Raw genomic sequence first — 16,664 nt, 5'->3', positions numbered from 1 at the left:
GTCAGGGGCGATCCCAGTAGGGCTCGGGCCCGAAGCGCTCGCGCAGGAAGTCGATGAACGCGCGCACCTTCAGCGGCAGGTGGCGAGTCGGCAGGTAGACGGCGTGGACATGGCTGCCGTGGGGAACGTAATCGGATAGCACGGCGCGCAGGCGTCCTGCCTGCAGGTCGCGGCCGACGATGAATGTCGGAAGCAGCGCCACGCCGAGGCCACCGAGGACCGCGGCCGAAAGCGCCTCGTCATCGTTGAGGCGCAGGTTCCCAGCCACGCGCACATCGATGTCGCCCCGCGGCCCGCGCAGGCGCCAGGCATCGCGGGGCTCGGCGAACGTGTAGGTGAGGCAGTTGTGGTTCGCGAGGTCGGCCAGCGTGCGGGGCACGCCGTGACGCTTGAAGTAACCCGGTGTCGCGCAGATCTTGCGCTTCACCGGCGCGAGCCTGCGCGCGACAAGATTGTCGCCGGGGCGAGCCGCGATTCGGATCGCGAGGTCGAAACCCTCGTCGGCGAGATCGACCAGGCGGTCGCCGATGGCCATGTCGATGCTCACCTCGGGATGGCGCGCGAGGAACTCGGGCAGCGCGGGCGCGATATGCAGCGTGCCGAAGGCGACCGACGCGCTGATGCGCAGCACACCGCGCGGGCCCGCGTGCAACCGCCCTACCGCGCGGCGTGCTTGCTCTTCCTCTTCGAGGATGCGCGCGCAGTGCTCGTAGAAGACGGCGCCCGCTTCCGTAAGGCTCATGGAGCGCGTGGTGCGGTGCAGCAGCCGCGCGCCCACGCTTTTCTCCAGGCGCGACACCTGCTTGCTCACGAGCGACTTCGACAAGCCCAGCCGGCGGGCCGCCTCGGAGAATCCCTTCGCCTCCACGACGCGCGCGAAGATCGCCATGCGTTCCAGGTCTTCCATGGAACGCATTATCCGCTCCCGCGGTGATTGTTTCCTCCCCGGAAACGGCGAAGTGCACCCAGGGAGGCTTATCGAAGCTCCCGCGCGCCCCCATCCTTCAAGGGCAGACGCAGACACACTGGGAGCAGCCATGACCGACCAAGACATCCGCCTCATCACCGAACTCGACGCGGCTCGTATACGCGAGCTCGGCCATCGCCTGCCCGGCCGCGGCGAGTCCGTGGGCGCGCTCGCCGGCCTGATCGACATGGTCGAGCAGGAGGCCGAGATCGTACCGGGCGCGGGAATCGATCCCGACGTGGTCACGGTGAATTCGACCGTGAGTTTCCGCGACGAGGTCACGCGGTCGGTGCATCGCGTGACCGTGGTCTACCCCCACGAGATGTCGGTCGGCAAGCGCCGCATCTCGGTGGTCTCGCCGGTGGGCCGGGCATTGCTCGGCAGCCGTGCCGGCGGGCTCGCCGCAGTCGAGTTGCCTGACGGAACGCATCGCATGATCCGCCTGCTCGAGATCCACTACCAGCCTGAAGCCGCGGGGCATTTCACCCGCTAGTCGAGGGAGGAGACGCCATGTACTACCAATATCCGCTCAAGACGATGGTGCGCTCACGGAGCGCGGCGTCGCAGCTGCAGTTCGCCCGTCGCGCGAAGGTGGCGCTCGCCGACAGCGACGAACTGCTGGCGCGGCCGGGAACGGCGGGGCTCGCGCTTTTCGCGGCCAACGAGAGCGCACTCGACCCGCCGGCGCGCATCCTGCGCGAGCTCTACGGCGATTTCGTCGAGCTGCGGCCGCCGGTCGTGCGCGTGATTCCCGGCGAGCCGGCGCAAGAGCCGGTGATGAACGTGCGCGTCGTCTCGCGAAAGGAGCACGCGGCGGCGATCCTCGCCGAGGTTCGCCGGCGCGGCGCGCGCGTCGACGAGGAATGCATTCGCGGGCGCACCTACCTGCTCCGCGCGGAGGCGCCGCTCGCGCTGCTCCTGGGCCTGCCGGCGGCGCTGGACAGGCTGACCGGTGGCGGCGCCGACTCTGCGATTCGCCTGGCCCGGTACGCACCCTTGCCGCAGGGTGACGGTCCGGAAGCGGCCTGAAGCCGCTTCAATTCGAATCGCGGCTCGCGGGCACCACCAGCACGTCGCAGCGCGACTCTGCGAGCACGTGCCGCGTCACGCTGCCCAGGAATATCTCGCCGGCGACGGAGCGGCCCTGCTTGCCCATCACGATGAGGTCCGCGTCGACGCGGCGAGCGAGGTCAAGCACGACGCTGCTCGCCGGCCCCCGCTCCACGATGATGCCCACGGCCTCCGCGGCTTCGAGGCCCTGCGTCAGGCTCTCGAGCCAGGCCTGGGCGCGTTGCGCGCCGTCGCTCCTCAGTTGCGCGATGCGCTCGGAGGACACGGCTGAGCGCCGCAGCATCCCCTCGAACTCGACCTCGAACGCGTGCACCAGCGTCACGCGCGCGCCGGGCGCAACCCGCAGGGCGATCTCGAGCGCGCGCCGTGCCGGCTCCGCGTCCTCGCACGGCACGACCACGCGTTGATAGGGGCCGGCGGGCTTGCCCTTCACGACCAGCATCGGCCGCTCGGACCTGAGGAGCATGCGCTCCGCGGTCGAACCGATCAGCGCGGCTCGGGCGCGATGGGCCCCGTGCGCACCGAGCACGAGAAGGTCGTGGTCGCGGGCGGCGGAGAAAATCGCGGGGCGCAACGGCCCGATCTCGACGCGGCTTTCGCAGGGTCCTTCGATGGCGGCGGTGGCCTTCGTCATGAGGCCGTTGGCTTTCTCGAGGACGCGAGCCTGGACGTCGGCGACATTGGGAATCAGGCCGCGGAGGAGCCCGAGCCGGACGTCATCGACGACGTGCAGCACATGCAGGGACGCGCCAAGAGACGTGGCGAGCTGCGCCGCGCGCCGCACGGCCGCATCGGCGTGCGCGGAAAAGTCGGTGGCGGCTAGGACGGAGCGGATCGGCTGCATGGCTTTGTCCTTGAAAGGGTCATGCCCACGACGCGCTCCGTCGCATCAGCTACTTGATGGCCTGCAGCTTGTCGTACACGTCCTTCGTCCACGTCGCATCCGGCCCGTTGTGTAGCTTCATCACGGCCTCCCGGAAGGGCTTGCGGTCAACTTTCACGACCGTCTTGCCGCGCTTTTCGAACTCCGCGCCAAGCTTCTGTTCGATGGCAACGATCTCCGCCGTGGCCTTCGCCGCAGCCTCACGAAGCACCGCTTCGAACGTCTTCTTGTCGTCGGCCGAGAGCTTCGCCCACGTCGGCCCGCCCACGATCGTCAGCAGCGCGTCGGTGATGTGGCCCGTGAGGACGATGAACTTCTGCACTTCGTAGAACTTCTTCGCGTCGATCGTGGGCAGCGGGTTCTCCTGCGCATCGACCGTGCCGTTTTGCAGCGCGAGGTACACCTCGGCAAAGGCAATCGGCGTCGGGTTCGCACCGACCGCGCGCGGGAACATCGTGTACAGCGGCGCATCGGGCACGCGGATCTTCAGCGCCTTCATGTCGTCGGGCTTGTTGATCGCCTTGTTGGAGGTGACGTGGCGCTCGCCGTAGTACGTGATCGCGACGACCTTGTTGCCACTGCTCTTCTGGAAGTAACCGTCGGAGAGCTCCGTGAACAGCGGGCTCGTCGAATAGGCCTTCCAGTGATCGAAGTCGCGGAACATGAACGGCGCGCCGCCAATGGCCAGAGGTCCGTGCGTACGGCCGGCGAAGAGCTGTCCCGTGTAGATGATGTCGACCGTGCCCAGCGTGAGGCCCTGGTTGATGTCGGTTTCCTTGCCGAGCGACGAGGCCGGGAACACTTCGACCGCATAACGGTTGTTGGTCCGCTTCGCGATTTCGCCCGCCGCCCACACCGCGGCCGTGTGATACGGCTCGCTGGTTTCGTACACGTGCGCCCACTTGAGCTTCGTCTGGGCCATAGCGCCGAACGACACCGCCGCTACCACCGCCGCCAGCAACAATCCGATCCGCTTCATTTCTCTCTCCTCGTCGTAAGAACTTGTGCGTTCTTATCTGTGTTCATCTGTGTCCATCTGTGGTTCCTGCCTTGCCTTACATCACCGCCCCGAGCTGCCAGGGAACGAATTCATCCGCGCCGAAGCCATGCATCTCGCTCTTGCTGGGCTTGCCCGACGCCGTTTCAAGAATGAGCCGGAAGATTCGCTCCCCGGCCTCCTGGACGGAGAGCGATCCATCGAGGATCTCCCCGCAATTGATATCCATGTCGTCGCTCATGCGCTGGTACATGGTCGTGTTGGTCGCGAGCTTCAGCGAAGGCGACGGCTTGCATCCGTACACGGAGCCGCGGCCCGTGGTGAAGCAGATGAGGTTCGCGCCGCCCGCGACCTGCCCCGTCGCCGACACCGGGTCGTAGCCCGGCGTGTCCATGAACACGAAGCCCTTCGCGGTCACGGGGAATGCGTACTCGTACACGCCCATCAGCCCCGTCGTTCCGCCCTTGGCGACCGCGCCGAGGGACTTCTCGAGGATCGTGGTGAGGCCACCGGCCTTGTTCCCAGGCGAAGGATTGTTATTCATCTCGCCGTGATTGCGCGCGGTGTATTCCTCCCACCATTTGATGCGCTCGACGATCTTCTCGCCGACGTCGCGTGAAGCAGCACGGCGCGTGAGCAGATGCTCGGCACCGTAGATCTCGGGCGTCTCCGAAAGAATCGCCGTGCCACCGTGCTTCACGAGAAGATCGACCGCCGCACCCAGCGCGGGATTCGCGGTGATGCCTGAATAGCCGTCCGAGCCGCCGCACTGAAGGCCCACCGTGATGTGGCTCGCAGGAACCGTCTCGCGCTTCACGTCATTGGCGAACGGCAGCATTTCCTTCACGAGGCGCACGCCCTCGGCCACGGCCTTCGCAGTCCCGCCGGCATCCTGGATGCCGAGCGTCTTCAACAGCGGGCCTTCCTTCAACCCCTGCGTGAAGAAGAGCGCGCCCATCTGGTTGCTCTCGCACCCCAGGCCGATGATCAGCACGCCCGCGAAGTTCGGATGCTTGGCATAGCCCGCGAGCGTGCGGCGAAGAATATCGATCCCCTCGCCTTCCGAGCCCATGCCGCAGCCGATCGTGTGCACGAGCGGCACGACGCCATCGACGTTCGGGAATTCCTTCAGCGCATCGCCGCGAAACTGCTCGGCCACGTACTTCGCGACCGTCGCGGAGCAATTGACCGTCGAAAGGACCCCGATGTAGTTGCGCGTGGCAACGCGGCCATCGGGGCGCACGATGCCTTGGAACGTCGCCGGCGCCTCGACCTTCTCCGTCGCCTTGTACGCCTCGCCGAACGCGTAGTCGCGCGCGAAGTCGCGCACCTCCAGGTTGTGCACATGCACGTGCGCGCCGGGCGCGATGGCCCGCGTCGCAAAACCGATGACCTGGTTGTAGCGATGCACGGGCGCGTCCTTGGCAACGGCGCGCGTGGCGACCTTGTGGCCGGCCGGGATGCGCTCGGCGACGATCACGCCTTCCTTGATCAGGTTGGTGCCGGGCTCGAGCTCGCGGCAGGCGATGACGACGTCGTCGGCGGGATTGAGGCGAAGATAAAGCGGGGTCTCTCGGAGCATGGGCGTTCCTACTTCATGGCGTTGGGCAGCCAGAGGCTGATCTGCGGAAAGTATGTCACCAGCCCGAGGCTGATGAGCAACGGGACCAGCCACGGCAGGATGGCCATGGTCGTTCGTTCGACCGACAGTTTCGCGACTCGTGCCAGGACGAACAGCACCAGTCCCATGGGTGGATGCAGCAACCCGATCATGAGGTTGAGCACCATCACCAGCCCGAAGTGGACGGGATCGATGCCGAGCTGGCGCACGATGGGCAGCAGGATCGGAACCAGGATCGTGATCGCCGCCGTGGGCTCGAGGAAGCAGCCCACGAAGAGCATCAGCAGGTTCGCGAGCAGCAGGAACCCGCCGGGCGTGGTCGTCACCGACAGCACCCACGTCGCGATCATCTCGGTGGTGCGCGTCGCGGTGAGCATCCAGCCGAAGATCGAAGCGGCCGCGACGATCAGCAGGACCGCCGATGTGGTCTCGATCGTGTCCATCGACACCTTGATCAGCTTCTTCAGCGTCAGCACGCGATACCAGATGACGCCGAGCATGAGGGCCCAGACGCACGCGGCGATCGCCCCCTCGGTCGCCGTGAAGACGCCGGTGGTCATTCCCCCGATCAGCAGCACCGGCGTCATGATCGGAAGAACCGCCTGGAACTTGAACTTCCAGTCCGCGAGAAGGAGGAGCACGAGGCCGCCAACCACGGCCACGCGCGGATTCGCACCGAGCTCCGATGCGCCCCACACCGCGAGCGGCCAGCCGAGCGCGATCGCGAGTTCGCCCACGGCCTTGAGCACGCGCGGCCACTGGAACGGAATGTCCGCGCCCCATTTGTTCTTGTGCGCGAAGTACGCGACCGTGATCATCATGAGGATCGTCATCACCAGGCCCGGAAGGATCCCGGCGAGGAACAACGCGCCCACCGACACGTTGGCGAACAGCGCGTAGATCACGAACGGCAGCGACGGCGGGATGATGGGTCCCAGCGTTGCCGAGGCGGCGGTCACGCCCACGGCGAATTCCGCCGAGTAGCCGTGATCCCTCATCGCCTTGATCTCGATCGTGCCCAGGCCCGCGGCATCCGCGATCGCGGTGCCCGACATCCCGGCGAACACGACCGAGCCCACGACGTTCACGTGACCCAGGCCGCCGCGCATCCAGCCCACGAGACCGAGCGCAAAGTTGTAGATCCGGTTCGTGATGCCCGCGGAGTTCATGAGGTTGCCCGCGAGGATGAAGAACGGTACGGCGAGCAGCGGGAAGGAATCGAGCCCGCCCACCATGCGGTGGATCACGACGTAGTCCGGGATATTGCCCGAGACCATGACGTAAATGAGCGACGCACCCGCCATCGCGATGGCCACGGGAATTCCCGAGCCCATCAAGGCGAGGAACAGCAGCTTGAACGATCCGGGACCCATCACTTCGCCTCGTCCGCAAGCTCCGGCCGCTCGAGCACCGAAGCGCCGCGCTTCCAGTTGGCGATCGTCACGCCGATGCCCCGGTACGTCATGAGCGCGAAGCCCGCGATCACGAAGCCGTAGAGGATGCCGATGGGCCAATCGATGATTGCCATGCGCTGGGACCCGATCTTTTGCATGAGGAGGTAGGTAAGCCACACGCAGTAGCCGGTGAACAGGACGCGCAGGACATCGACGAGGGTCGACATCACGCGATTCACCTTGTGCGGCAGCAACCGGTAGAAGAAATCCACGTGGATGTGGTTGTTCTTGCGCACGTTGATCGCCGCGCCCACGAACACGGTGGCGATCAGCAGATACCTCGCGATCTCCTCCGTCCACGAAGCCGAATCGTTCAGCGCATAGCGCGTGAAGAACTGGTAGAAGATCACGGAGGCGAGGACCCAGAAGATCACGAAGGCGACCCAGTCCTCGAAGCGGTAGTGCGAAAGGTCGATCGGTTCATCGACGACCTGGAATTCGCCCTTCTCGTTGAGGACGTGTTCCTGCTCCGTCATGCTTTCCCCTTCCTTGATTTCGACCAGCTCGCGCTGAACCGCTTCGTGGACTGGTCCATGTGGCGGCGCATTGCCGAGCGGGCGGCGGCCGGGTCCCTGCGGCCGATCGCGGCCACGACCTCGCGATGCTCGCGAACGGCGACTTCCCACAGTCCGGGCGTATCGAAGTGATGCTCGAGCCGCAGGAAGAGCGGGCCCATGCGTTGATCCCAGAGGGTCTGCACCACAAGCGCCATCGCGCTATTGCCTGAAGCCTCGGCGATCCGCAGGTGAAAGAGGCGGTCCTTCTCGAGGGGCATGATGCCGTGATCGGTATCTTTTTCCATCGCCGCGAGCGCTTCCTCGATCGCGCGAATCTGCGCCTTCGTCGCCGCCTTCGCGGCCATCGCCGCACACTCGCTCTCGATCAGCCAGCGCGCCTTGATGAGCTCGAAAGGACCGGAATCAGCAGGCAACGGAGCCATCGAACCCGCGGGACGGCGGCCGGTGACGTACACGCCGGATCCGACGCGAACCTCGACATAGCCTTCGACTTCCAGCGCGATCAGCGCTTCGCGAACGGAGGGCCGAGACACGCCGAGCTGCGTTGCCAACGCTCGTTCCGGAGGCAGCCGGGCGCCCGCGCGGTACTCACCCTTGTCGATGAGCGCCGCGATCTGGTCCGCAATTTGCCGGTACAGACGCCGGCTCTCGACCGCTTGGATGGGCATTCGAATCTGGTAAAGTGGTCAGGCCACTTTCGAGGCAGTCTCCACGGCCCCCCACCCCCTGTCAACACTCATGAACCGACTCCAAGGCAAGACCGCGCTGGTCACCGCTGCCGCCGCTGGCATGGGGCGCGCCGCCGCGCTCGCTTTCGCCCGCGAAGGCGCGAAGGTGATCGCCACCGACGTGAACGAGAAGCTCCTCGCGGAGATCTCGGGCACGCCCAACATCACCACCCGCCCCCTCGATGTCCTGAGCGACGCCGCGGTCACCGCCTTCGTGAACGACGTCGGTGCGGTCGACATCCTCTTCAATTGCGCGGGCTGGGTGCATCACGGAACCATCCTCGAGTGCGAACCGAAGGACTGGGACCGCAGCTTCAACCTCAACGTGCGCTCCATGTACACGGTGATTCGCGCGATGCTGCCCAAGATGATCGCCAAGGGCGGCGGCGTCATCCTCAACATGGCGAGCGTCCTGGGCGGCGAGAAAGCCGCGCCGAATCGCCTCGCCTACGCCGCGAGCAAGGCCGCGGTCGCGGGGTTCACGCGCGCGCTGGCTGCGGATCACGTGAAGCAGAACATCCGCGTGAACTGTGTGTGCCCGGGCACGGTGGACACGCCTTCGCTGGGCGATCGCATCAACGCCTTCGCGGACCCAGCACAAGCGCGAAAAGATTTCATTGCCCGACAACCGATGGGAAGACTCGCCACCGCCGAGGAAATCGCGGAGACTTTCGTATACCTGGTGTCGGACGAATCGTCGTTCATGACGGGCCAGGCCGTATTCGTCGATGGAGGAATGAGCCTATGAAGCTGCTGCGCTACGGAGCACCGGGCCGCGAGAAGCCGGGACTGCTGGACAAGGACGGCAACATCCGCGATCTGTCGAAGATCGTCGTGCAGATCGACGACGCGATGCTCGCGCCCCGCAACCTTGCGCGCCTCGCGCGCGTGAAGCCCGAGTCGCTGCCGATCGTGAAATCGAAGCCGCGCCTGGGCGTGCCGTACGCCGGCATCAGCAAGTTCGTCGCCGTGGGCCTCAACTACTCGGACCACGCCGCGGAATCGAACATGCCGATTCCGAAGGAACCGATCCTCTTCATGAAGGCTACTACGTGCCTCACCGGCCCCAATGACGACATCATCCAGCCGCAGGGTTCGACCAAGCTCGACTGGGAAGTGGAGCTGGGCATCGTGATCGGCACGAAGGCGCAGTACGTGCCCGAGAACAAGGCACTCGATTACGTCGCCGGCTACTGCGTGATCAACGATGTCTCCGAGCGCGATTTCCAGCTCGAGCGCGGCAGCCAGTGGGATCGCGGCAAGGGCTGCGACAGCTTCGGCCCCGTGGGCCCATGGCTCGTCACCACCGACGAGATCACCGATCCCCAGTCGCTGGGCATGTGGCTCGACGTGAACGGCGAGAAGCGCCAGCGCGGCAGCACGCGCACGATGATCTTCGGCGCCGCGCACCTCGTGTCGTACATCAGCCGCTTCATGACGCTGCTGCCCGGCGACATCATCACCACCGGCACGCCGCCCGGAGTAGGCTTGGGCATGAAACCCGCGCCCGTTTACCTGAAGCCCGGTGACGTCGTGACGCTCGGCATCGACGGCCTGGGCGAGCAGCGCCAAAAAGTCGTGGCCTGGAGCCACAGATGACCGTACGCGTCCTGCCCGGGCGCCTCACGGCCTGGGCGGTCGCGTGTCTCGAAGCGGTCGGCGTTCCTCCTGCCGATGCGCGCTTGGTGGCGGAGTCCCTCGTGCAAACCAGCCTCTGGGGCGTGGATTCGCACGGCATCCTTCGCCTCACGCACTACATGACGCGGCTCTCGAACGGTTCGATCTCCGCGACCGCGGTTCCGCTCATGAAGCGCACCGGCACCTGCACCGCGCAAATGGATGGCATGGACGGCCTCGGGATCATCCATGGCATGCGCGCGATGAATCTTGCGATGGAGATGGCGTTCACCAGCGGCGTGGGTGTCGTGGGCGTGGGCGATTCCAGCCATTGCGGCGCGCTAGGGCTCTACACGCGCCCGGCTGCGCGGAAGAAACTCATCGGCATCGCCTTCACGCATTCGAGCTCGGTCGTGGCCCCGCACGGCGGGCGCGAACCCTTCTTCGGCACCAATCCCCTCTCGATCGCATTCCCGCGTGCTGTCGGTGACCCGATGTGCCTCGACATGGCGACCAGCCAGGTCGCGTGGAACAAGGTGCTCAACGCCCGCATCGAGAATGTTCCCCTTGAACCGGACATCGCGATCGACGCCACGGGTGCCCCTACGCTCGACGCGCACGCGGCGAAGGCCGGGATTCCTCTTGGTGGACCGGTCTACGGCTACAAGGGCTATGGCCTCGCCCTGATGATCGATCTGCTGTGCGGCGCGATGAATGGCATGACCTACGGACCAAAGATCACGAGCATGTACGAAGAGCTCGAGAAGCCGCGCAAGCTCGGGCACCTGATGATCGCGATCGACCCGCGCCGCTTCGCCGGTGCGGCAACACTCGAAGCCACGATCGACACGATGATCGCGGACCTTCGTTCCCGCGGCGACATCCTCTTCCCCGGCGAGCCCGAGCTCGCCGCGGAGACCGACCGCCGCAACAACGGCATTCCCATCGAAAGCGCCGCGCTCGCCGACATGCACAAGTGGTCGGTCAAGCTTGGCGTCGAACCCCTCCAACCCGCCGCCGCATGAAACCCGATCTCCTCCTGATGGGCCCGATGTTCCCGCCCACGCAAAAAGTCCTCGAAGCCAGCTACACCGTGCACAAGGTATGGGAGGCGCCCGACCGCGACGCATTCCTCGCCTCCGTGGCCGATCGCATCACCGCGGTCGCCTCCACCGGCGGCAAGGGCATCGACGACGCGACGATGGGCAAGCTCCCGAAGCTGAAGGTGATCTCGCACTTCGGCGTCGGTGTCGATTCCGTGGATGTCGATGCGGTTCGACGCCGCGGCCTCGCGCTCACGAACACGCCCGACGTCCTCACGGAAGATGTCGCGGATGTCGCGCTCATGCTGATGCTCGCCGCGATCCGTCGCGTACCCCAGGGCGATCGCTACGTGCGCGAAGGCAAGTGGCTCAAGGGGCCGATGCCGCTCACGCGCAGCCTCCAGGATGGAAAGACCGTCGGGATCATCGGTCTCGGCCGTATCGGCAAGGCGATCGCGAAGCGCTGCGAAGCCTTCAACCTGAAAGTCGCCTACCAGGGCCGCAACAAGCAGGCCGGCGTGTCGTATCCCTACTACGCCGACCCGCTCGCGCTCGCGAAGGACGTGGACATCATCGTCGTCGCGGCACCCGGTGGCGCCGAGACGCGCGGAATGGTGAGCCGCGCCGTCATGGAAGCGCTGGGACCGGACGGCACGATCGTGAACATCGCGCGCGGCTCGCTCATCGATGAAGCCGCGATGATCGAATGCCTGCGCGACGGCAAGCTCGGCGCCGCGGGCCTCGATGTCTTCGACAAGGAACCCGCCGTGCCCGAAGCACTCCTCGCGCTCGACAACGTGGTCGTGCAGCCGCACGTGGGCAGCGCCACGCACCCGACGCGCACGGCGATGGGCCAGCTCGTGATCGACAATCTCGCCGCGCACTTCGCGGGCAAGCCGCTGGTCACGCCGCACCAATAAGTGGGGTCAGACTCCACTTAAGTTAATTCTGTGGATAAGTCATGCCCAGACGCCACTTGCGCCGCCTCGGCAGCCTTGGGTCGTCCGAGCGGCAACCGCGCCGGCCGGCGGCTACTCCTTGTGGCAAGGCTTTGGCAGTACTCCTCCGTCCCGAGTACCCAACCGTGTTGAACGGAATCGCGAATCTTCCTCACGGTTTCCGGGTCGACGTCGGTCCCGAACAAGTCCTGATAGACGGCGGCGCGGGATACATCGTCGGATGCCAACTCCCCATACAGCGGGTGGGGTGTGACGAGATCATCGGCAACCCCGCACGCGTTGTGCAGGTGGCTCGACCACCGATGCTCACCGGGATGACGGACCATTCCAGCACGCACCGGATTGAGCTCGATGTAGCGCTGGCATGTGAGCAGGTAGCGCTCGGACTCGACGAGGTTGGCCTTGTAGCGTCCCTGCCACAGCGTTCCGGTGCGTTTATGGAGGTGATTGAAGTAGCCTACGTAACGGCGGCCCAGTCGCTGCATCATTCTCGGAATAGCGCCTGCGGAGTTGCCGGTCGCCAGGAGGTGGAAGTGGTTGGTCATCAAGACGTAGGCATGGATGGCGACGCAGCCATCGCGCGCCATCTCCGCCAGGCAACGATGCAGAAAGATGCGGTCGCCCTCGCTCACCACGATCGCCTGCCGGTTGTTGCCGCGAACGATCACATGGGACGGAACGCCGTCGATGAATAGCCTGGGAAGTCTCGCCATGCCGCACAAAACGCCCGAAGCGGGGAATGCGACGACCGGTTATCCACAGAAGTTACTTAAGTGGAGTCTGACCCCACTTATTGTCCTGCTCTCCGCGTGCACGAGCCTGCCGCCGCGCCCCGACCTTCCTCCCGAAACCGCGCTTCCCACGGGCGATGGCGTGCTCGACCGGCTCGCGGCCCCGGCGGAAGCGCGAAACCCCGGGAAGTCGGCCTTCCGCCTGGTCGTCGACGGCCGCGAAGCGTTCGCGCTGCGCGCGCATTCCGCGCGGGCCGCCGCGCGCAGCCTGGATATCCAGACCTACATCTGGCACGAGGACTCCACGGGCCTGCATCTGGCCGCACTCGTGCTCGAAGCCGCCGATCGCGGCGTGCGCGTGCGGATGCTGCTCGACGACATGGATGCGCGGGCAAAGAGCGCGGGGATCGCCGCCCTCTCGGCGCACCCGAACATCCAGGTGCGGCTCTTCAATCCGCTGGCCACGCGCGCGGGCAAGGTGCGCCTGGTCGCCGAGGGCCTGCGCGATTTCAGCCGCCTCAACCATCGCATGCACAACAAGACGTGGATCGCCGACAACCGCATCGCACTCGTCGGCGGCCGCAACATCGGCGACGAGTACTACGGGGCGAGCGACGAGAAGAATTTCTCGGACCTGGACTTCGCGATGATCGGTCCGGTCGTGCGCGAGATCTCCGCGTCCTTCGACCGCTACTGGAATTCGTCCACCGTCTATCCGATCTCCGCGGTCGACGCGGGTTCGGTGAGCACCGAAGCGCTGGCGCGCGTGCGCGCGGACCTTGCGCCCCATGCCCGCGCAGCCGCGGCCACCCTGCACGCCGGCGATGCGGTGCATCTGCTCACGCAGGGTGAATGGCCGGTCGAGTGGACAGAGCGCTATCGCTTCGTCGCCGACGATCCGGCGAAACCCACCATGGCCGAAGGCGACGAGAATCGCTCGCAGGTTGCGGCCGCGCTTCGGCCCCTCCTCGCCGGTGCCGCGACCGAGGTCACGATCATCTCTCCGTATTTCGTGCCCGGCGGCGCCACGCCGATGCTCGCGGGCAAGGCGAAGGCCGGCACGAGCGTGCGCATCCTCACCAACTCCCTCGTCGCCAACGACGTCGCGGCCGTGCACGGCGGTTACTCGCGCCACCGGCCCGCATTGCTCGAAGGCGGCGTGCAGCTCTGGGAGTTGAAGCCGCATCCGGGCGATCGCCCGTCCTCGAGCCTGATGGGCTCCTCGGGGGCGAGCCTCCACACGAAGGCACTCTCGGTCGATCGCAAGGCGCTCTTCGTGGGCAGCTACAACCTCGACCCGCGTTCGACGTGGCTCAACTGCGAGCAAGGCGTGCTCGTCGAAAGCGCGGCACTCGCAAACCAGTTCGAACGGATCTTCGCGGCGCACACGACCGGCGCGCGTTCATGGAAGGTCACGACGAAGGACAGCGTGCTCACCTGGACCGACGGCACGGAAACGTTCGATTCGGATCCGCAGGCCTCCGCCTGGCGCCGCTTCCAGGCGTGGCTCGTGCGCGCGCTGGGGCTCGACCCGCAGCTCTAGCGAGTACTCGTCACCCGCCGCACGTTGCCGCCGGCCGCCTCGAGCGCGCGCTCCGCCTCTTCCAGCCCGACGCTCAGCTTGCCCATCACGATCGCGACCTTGAGGCGGCCACCCGCGGATTTCAGCAGGTCGCGCGCCACGGGGCGATCGACGCTGCAGATCTCCATCAGGATGCGCTCGGTGCGATCGCGCAGCTTCGCGTTGGTGGCGCGCAGATCCACCATGAGATTCCCGAACGTCTTGCCGAGCCGGATCATCACGCCGGTCGAGATGATGTTCAGCACCATCTTGGTGGCGGTGCCGGCCTTGAGGCGAGTGGAGCCGGTGAGTACCTCGGGCCCGGTCACCACGACGATGGGCACGTCCACCACATCGTCACTCGCCAGGGAGAGCGAGGTACAGGCGACGAGCGCCGTGGCCGCGCCGCGCCGCTTGGCCTCCGCGAGGCCGGCATGCACGAACGGCGTGGTCCCCGAGGCGGCGATGCCCACTACGAAATCATTCGGTCCCACGTTGCGCGCCGCGATGTCCGATACAGCGGCTTGCGCATCGTCCTCGACACCCTCTTGTGCCTGCAGCAGCGCCGCTGCGCCGCCAGCGATGATCGCCTGGACCACCGCGGGATCGGTCCCGAACGTGGGCGGGCATTCCGCCGCGTCGAGCACCCCGAGGCGGCCTGACGTTCCCGCACCCAGGTAGACCAGGCGGCCCCCCGCGCGCAGCGCCCGCTCGGCGAAGTCGATCGCGCGCGCGATCGCCTCGCGTTGCGTGGCCACCGCCGCCGCGACCGTCGCGTCCTCCGATTGCATGATGTCGACGATCTCGAGCGGCGAGGCGAGATCGATCGCCGCGCTGCGCGGATTGGGCTGTTCGGTGGTACGCGGATCGACGGGCAGTGAGGTCATCGCCGGGTGATCAGGGCTTGTTCGCATCCATGATCTGCTCCGAGACCAGCTTGCCGATCAGGATCGCGGGATAGAGCGTGCCAAACACCGCGGCCAGCAACGTGAAGGAGCGCGCGAGCGGATGCACCGGCGTGATGTCGCCAAAACCCAAGGTCGTGAGCGAGACGAAACTGTAGTAGGTGAGGAAGTGCGTGATCTCCGAGTGAATCGCGGGCTTGCCCAGCAGCAGGAAGGCGCCCGGGAACGAGATCGAGATCAGGCGGAAGATCTGGGCGAACAGCAGGCCGGCGATGAGGTACACGGCGACCGCACCCTGCACGCGATGGGCGTTGACTTCGCCGGGGGCGAACACCTGGCGGGCAATCAGCCCGCCGAGGATGAAGAAGTTCACGCACGAGAGAACGGCTGCGACGTCCGGCTGCTCGGGCCAGAGCTTCAGCACCGTGCCCAGCGACAGTCCGATGCTCCCGATCGTCGTTGCCACGAAGAAATCGGCGATCCAGAGGTTGCCCCAGATCGCGAGGGCGCCCAGCAACAGGACGACTGCCAGGATGAGATCGGCCCAATGACGATTGCCGCCCAGGGACTCGGCGATCGGCGACAGCAGGAAGATGTCGATGAAGATCACGACCACCATCATCGTGAGGGCCCGATCGGCCAGGGGAAAGCGGCGCCGCGGGATTTCCCGGGGCACCTCGGCAGGCTGCGCTTCCACTATTCCTTTACCGCTCCCGTCATTCCGGAAACGTAGTATTCCACGAAGAAGGAATACATGACCGCGACAGGCAGCGACCCGAGCAGCGCGCCGGCCATGAGCGCGCCCCAGTGGTACACATCGCCCTCGACGAGCTCGGTGATCACGCCTACGGGAACGGTCTTCACTTCCGATGAGGAAACGAACGTGAGCGCATAGATGAACTCGTTCCACGAGAGCGTGAAGGCGAAGATGCCCGCCGAGATGAGCCCGGGCACGGCCAGCGGCAGGATGATCTTCACGAGGATCTGCCAGCGGGTCGCGCCATCGATCAGCGCGCACTCCTCCAGCTCGTAGGGAATCGAGCGGAAGTACCCCATCAGCAGCCACGTGCAGAACGGGATGAGGAACGTGGGATACGTGAGGATCAGCGCCCAGCGCGTGTCGAAGAGCCCCAGCTTGAAGACGATCGCCGCGAGCGGAATGAAGAGGATCGACGGCGGCACGAGGTAGGCGAGGAAGATCGCCAGGCCCGTCGCCTTCGACCCCTTGAAACGCAGCCGCTCGATCGCATAGGCCGCGAACACGCTCGCCGCAAGCGAGGTGAATGTCGCCACCACCGACACGATCACCGTGTTGAGCATCCACTCCGGATATGGCGTGTCGAAGATGAGCTTCTTGAAGTGCGCGATGGTGGGCGCCATCACCCAGAACGGGTTGCCTTCGCGCGAGAGGAGCTCCGCGTTCGGCTTGAACGACGTGACGACCATCCAGTAGAACGGGAAGAGCAGCACGAAGAGGAAGATCGCGAGCGGAATGTAGAGCGTGATCACGCGCCGCGGGATCGACTCCAGGAATTGCATGCCCTCGGTGGACGGTTGGTCTTTCACGCGGGTCGCCTTATGCTCTTCATGCCTGATCCGCCTCGGAGGG

At 66.0% G+C, this 16,664-nt stretch carries 18 protein-coding genes; 7 read left to right on the top strand and 11 right to left on the bottom strand.

All coding sequences use genetic code 11. From position 1 onward, the window contains the following. Position 1: 1 nt before the first annotated feature. A complete protein-coding gene (locus DSM104440_RS08220) occupies positions 2–907 on the bottom strand; it encodes a LysR family transcriptional regulator (protein ID WP_171161528.1) in 906 nt (301 codons plus the stop codon). A 130-nt stretch (positions 908–1,037) separates the two neighbouring features. Here DSM104440_RS08220 and DSM104440_RS08215 point away from each other — a divergent pair, with 130 nt between their 5' ends. Both DSM104440_RS08215 and DSM104440_RS08210 read left to right on the top strand, forming a co-directional pair. Then, on the top strand, positions 1,038–1,460 hold the full coding sequence (locus DSM104440_RS08215; protein ID WP_171161527.1) for a GreA/GreB family elongation factor: 423 nt from the start codon (positions 1,038–1,040) through the stop codon (positions 1,458–1,460). 17 nt (positions 1,461–1,477) lie between these two features. Next, positions 1,478–1,996 carry a hypothetical protein gene (locus tag DSM104440_RS08210; RefSeq protein WP_171161526.1) on the top strand — a complete coding sequence of 173 codons (519 nt, stop codon included), beginning with the start codon at positions 1,478–1,480 and terminating at the stop codon, positions 1,994–1,996. 7 nt (positions 1,997–2,003) lie between these two features. Here the strand turns inward: DSM104440_RS08210 and DSM104440_RS08205 are convergent, their stop codons facing one another. The 6 genes from DSM104440_RS08205 to DSM104440_RS08180 form a co-directional block, all read right to left on the bottom strand. Further along, positions 2,004–2,882 (bottom strand): universal stress protein, encoded by an 879-nt coding sequence (locus tag DSM104440_RS08205; RefSeq protein WP_171161525.1) that lies wholly within the window; start codon positions 2,880–2,882, stop codon positions 2,004–2,006. 49 nt (positions 2,883–2,931) lie between these two features. Then, positions 2,932–3,900, bottom strand: coding sequence for a sialic acid TRAP transporter substrate-binding protein SiaP (locus DSM104440_RS08200; RefSeq protein ID WP_171161524.1), 969 nt, complete (start codon positions 3,898–3,900; stop codon positions 2,932–2,934). A gap of 76 nt (positions 3,901–3,976) precedes the next feature. Then, a complete protein-coding gene (locus DSM104440_RS08195) occupies positions 3,977–5,500 on the bottom strand; it encodes a UxaA family hydrolase (protein ID WP_171161523.1) in 1,524 nt (507 codons plus the stop codon). An 8-nt stretch (positions 5,501–5,508) separates the two neighbouring features. Then, entirely contained in the window at positions 5,509–6,912 is a 1,404-nt protein-coding gene (locus DSM104440_RS08190) for a TRAP transporter large permease (RefSeq protein WP_212758267.1), read from the bottom strand. After that, positions 6,912–7,469 (bottom strand): TRAP transporter small permease, encoded by a 558-nt coding sequence (locus DSM104440_RS08185; protein ID WP_171161522.1) that lies wholly within the window; start codon positions 7,467–7,469, stop codon positions 6,912–6,914. Before DSM104440_RS08185 ends, DSM104440_RS08190 begins: the two co-directional genes overlap by 1 nt. Next, on the bottom strand, positions 7,466–8,179 hold the full coding sequence (locus DSM104440_RS08180; protein ID WP_171161521.1) for a FadR/GntR family transcriptional regulator: 714 nt from the start codon (positions 8,177–8,179) through the stop codon (positions 7,466–7,468). The genes DSM104440_RS08185 and DSM104440_RS08180 overlap by 4 nt, the downstream gene beginning before the upstream one ends. 70 nt (positions 8,180–8,249) lie before the next feature. Here DSM104440_RS08180 and DSM104440_RS08175 point away from each other — a divergent pair, with 70 nt between their 5' ends. Genes DSM104440_RS08175 through DSM104440_RS08160 form a run of 4 tightly spaced genes read left to right on the top strand, consistent with a single transcriptional unit; the run spans position 8,250 to position 11,819 of the window. Beyond that, the gene (locus tag DSM104440_RS08175) at positions 8,250–8,987 is read left to right on the top strand and encodes an SDR family oxidoreductase (RefSeq protein ID WP_171161520.1); all 738 of its coding nucleotides are present in this window, start codon (positions 8,250–8,252) and stop codon (positions 8,985–8,987) included. Further along, positions 8,984–9,838: a fumarylacetoacetate hydrolase family protein gene (locus tag DSM104440_RS08170; protein WP_171161519.1), complete on the top strand. Its 855-nt coding sequence runs from the start codon at positions 8,984–8,986 to the stop codon at positions 9,836–9,838. Before DSM104440_RS08175 ends, DSM104440_RS08170 begins: the two co-directional genes overlap by 4 nt. Further along, the gene (locus DSM104440_RS08165; protein ID WP_171161518.1) at positions 9,835–10,881 is read left to right on the top strand and encodes an Ldh family oxidoreductase; all 1,047 of its coding nucleotides are present in this window, start codon (positions 9,835–9,837) and stop codon (positions 10,879–10,881) included. The genes DSM104440_RS08170 and DSM104440_RS08165 overlap by 4 nt, the downstream gene beginning before the upstream one ends. Further along, the gene (locus DSM104440_RS08160; protein ID WP_171161517.1) at positions 10,878–11,819 is read left to right on the top strand and encodes a 2-hydroxyacid dehydrogenase; all 942 of its coding nucleotides are present in this window, start codon (positions 10,878–10,880) and stop codon (positions 11,817–11,819) included. The genes DSM104440_RS08165 and DSM104440_RS08160 overlap by 4 nt, the downstream gene beginning before the upstream one ends. Positions 11,820–11,836: 17 nt before the next feature. Here the strand turns inward: DSM104440_RS08160 and DSM104440_RS08155 are convergent, their stop codons facing one another. Then, on the bottom strand, positions 11,837–12,571 hold the full coding sequence (locus DSM104440_RS08155; RefSeq protein ID WP_171161516.1) for a transposase: 735 nt from the start codon (positions 12,569–12,571) through the stop codon (positions 11,837–11,839). Between DSM104440_RS08155 and DSM104440_RS08150 the strand changes: the two genes are divergently transcribed. Beyond that, complete coding sequence (locus tag DSM104440_RS08150; RefSeq protein ID WP_171161515.1) at positions 12,570–14,132, top strand: phospholipase D family protein; 1,563 nt, start codon at positions 12,570–12,572, stop codon at positions 14,130–14,132. The genes DSM104440_RS08155 and DSM104440_RS08150 overlap by 2 nt on opposite strands. Here the strand turns inward: DSM104440_RS08150 and murQ are convergent. Genes murQ through DSM104440_RS08135 form a run of 3 tightly spaced genes read right to left on the bottom strand, consistent with a single transcriptional unit; the run spans position 14,129 to position 16,621 of the window. After that, positions 14,129–15,037, bottom strand: coding sequence for an N-acetylmuramic acid 6-phosphate etherase (gene murQ / locus DSM104440_RS08145; protein ID WP_171161514.1), 909 nt, complete (start codon positions 15,035–15,037; stop codon positions 14,129–14,131). The two genes, DSM104440_RS08150 and murQ, sit on opposite strands and share 4 nt — an antisense overlap. Before the next feature lie 10 nt (positions 15,038–15,047). Beyond that, positions 15,048–15,752 carry a potassium channel family protein gene (locus DSM104440_RS08140; RefSeq protein WP_171161513.1) on the bottom strand — a complete coding sequence of 235 codons (705 nt, stop codon included), beginning with the start codon at positions 15,750–15,752 and terminating at the stop codon, positions 15,048–15,050. Further along, entirely contained in the window at positions 15,752–16,621 is an 870-nt protein-coding gene (locus tag DSM104440_RS08135) for a carbohydrate ABC transporter permease (RefSeq protein ID WP_212758266.1), read from the bottom strand. The genes DSM104440_RS08140 and DSM104440_RS08135 overlap by 1 nt, the downstream gene beginning before the upstream one ends. Between the last annotated feature and the right edge of the window lie 43 nt (positions 16,622–16,664).

The organism is Usitatibacter palustris (assembly GCF_013003985.1).
GTDB lineage: Bacteria > Pseudomonadota > Gammaproteobacteria > Burkholderiales > Usitatibacteraceae > Usitatibacter > Usitatibacter palustris.
Note: the sequence above shows the minus strand (reverse complement) of the source record. Positions and strands in the feature narration are given on the sequence as shown.

Coding starts and splice junctions, on each gene's coding strand:
- DSM104440_RS08180 (WP_171161521.1), bottom strand. CDS start 8,179: ATGCCCATCCAAGCGGTCGAGAGCCGGCGTCTGTACCGGCAAATTGCG.
- DSM104440_RS08210 (WP_171161526.1), top strand. CDS start 1,478: ATGTACTACCAATATCCGCTCAAGACGATGGTGCGCTCACGGAGCGCG.
- DSM104440_RS08190 (WP_212758267.1), bottom strand. CDS start 6,912: ATGGGTCCCGGATCGTTCAAGCTGCTGTTCCTCGCCTTGATGGGCTCG.
- DSM104440_RS08160 (WP_171161517.1), top strand. CDS start 10,878: ATGAAACCCGATCTCCTCCTGATGGGCCCGATGTTCCCGCCCACGCAA.
- DSM104440_RS08170 (WP_171161519.1), top strand. CDS start 8,984: ATGAAGCTGCTGCGCTACGGAGCACCGGGCCGCGAGAAGCCGGGACTG.
- DSM104440_RS08150 (WP_171161515.1), top strand. CDS start 12,570: ATGCCGCACAAAACGCCCGAAGCGGGGAATGCGACGACCGGTTATCCA.
- DSM104440_RS08155 (WP_171161516.1), bottom strand. CDS start 12,571: ATGGCGAGACTTCCCAGGCTATTCATCGACGGCGTTCCGTCCCATGTG.
- DSM104440_RS08215 (WP_171161527.1), top strand. CDS start 1,038: ATGACCGACCAAGACATCCGCCTCATCACCGAACTCGACGCGGCTCGT.
- DSM104440_RS08185 (WP_171161522.1), bottom strand. CDS start 7,469: ATGACGGAGCAGGAACACGTCCTCAACGAGAAGGGCGAATTCCAGGTC.
- DSM104440_RS08205 (WP_171161525.1), bottom strand. CDS start 2,882: ATGCAGCCGATCCGCTCCGTCCTAGCCGCCACCGACTTTTCCGCGCAC.
- DSM104440_RS08175 (WP_171161520.1), top strand. CDS start 8,250: ATGAACCGACTCCAAGGCAAGACCGCGCTGGTCACCGCTGCCGCCGCT.
- DSM104440_RS08165 (WP_171161518.1), top strand. CDS start 9,835: ATGACCGTACGCGTCCTGCCCGGGCGCCTCACGGCCTGGGCGGTCGCG.
- DSM104440_RS08200 (WP_171161524.1), bottom strand. CDS start 3,900: ATGAAGCGGATCGGATTGTTGCTGGCGGCGGTGGTAGCGGCGGTGTCG.
- DSM104440_RS08220 (WP_171161528.1), bottom strand. CDS start 907: ATGGAAGACCTGGAACGCATGGCGATCTTCGCGCGCGTCGTGGAGGCG.
- DSM104440_RS08195 (WP_171161523.1), bottom strand. CDS start 5,500: ATGCTCCGAGAGACCCCGCTTTATCTTCGCCTCAATCCCGCCGACGAC.
- murQ (WP_171161514.1), bottom strand. CDS start 15,037: ATGACCTCACTGCCCGTCGATCCGCGTACCACCGAACAGCCCAATCCG.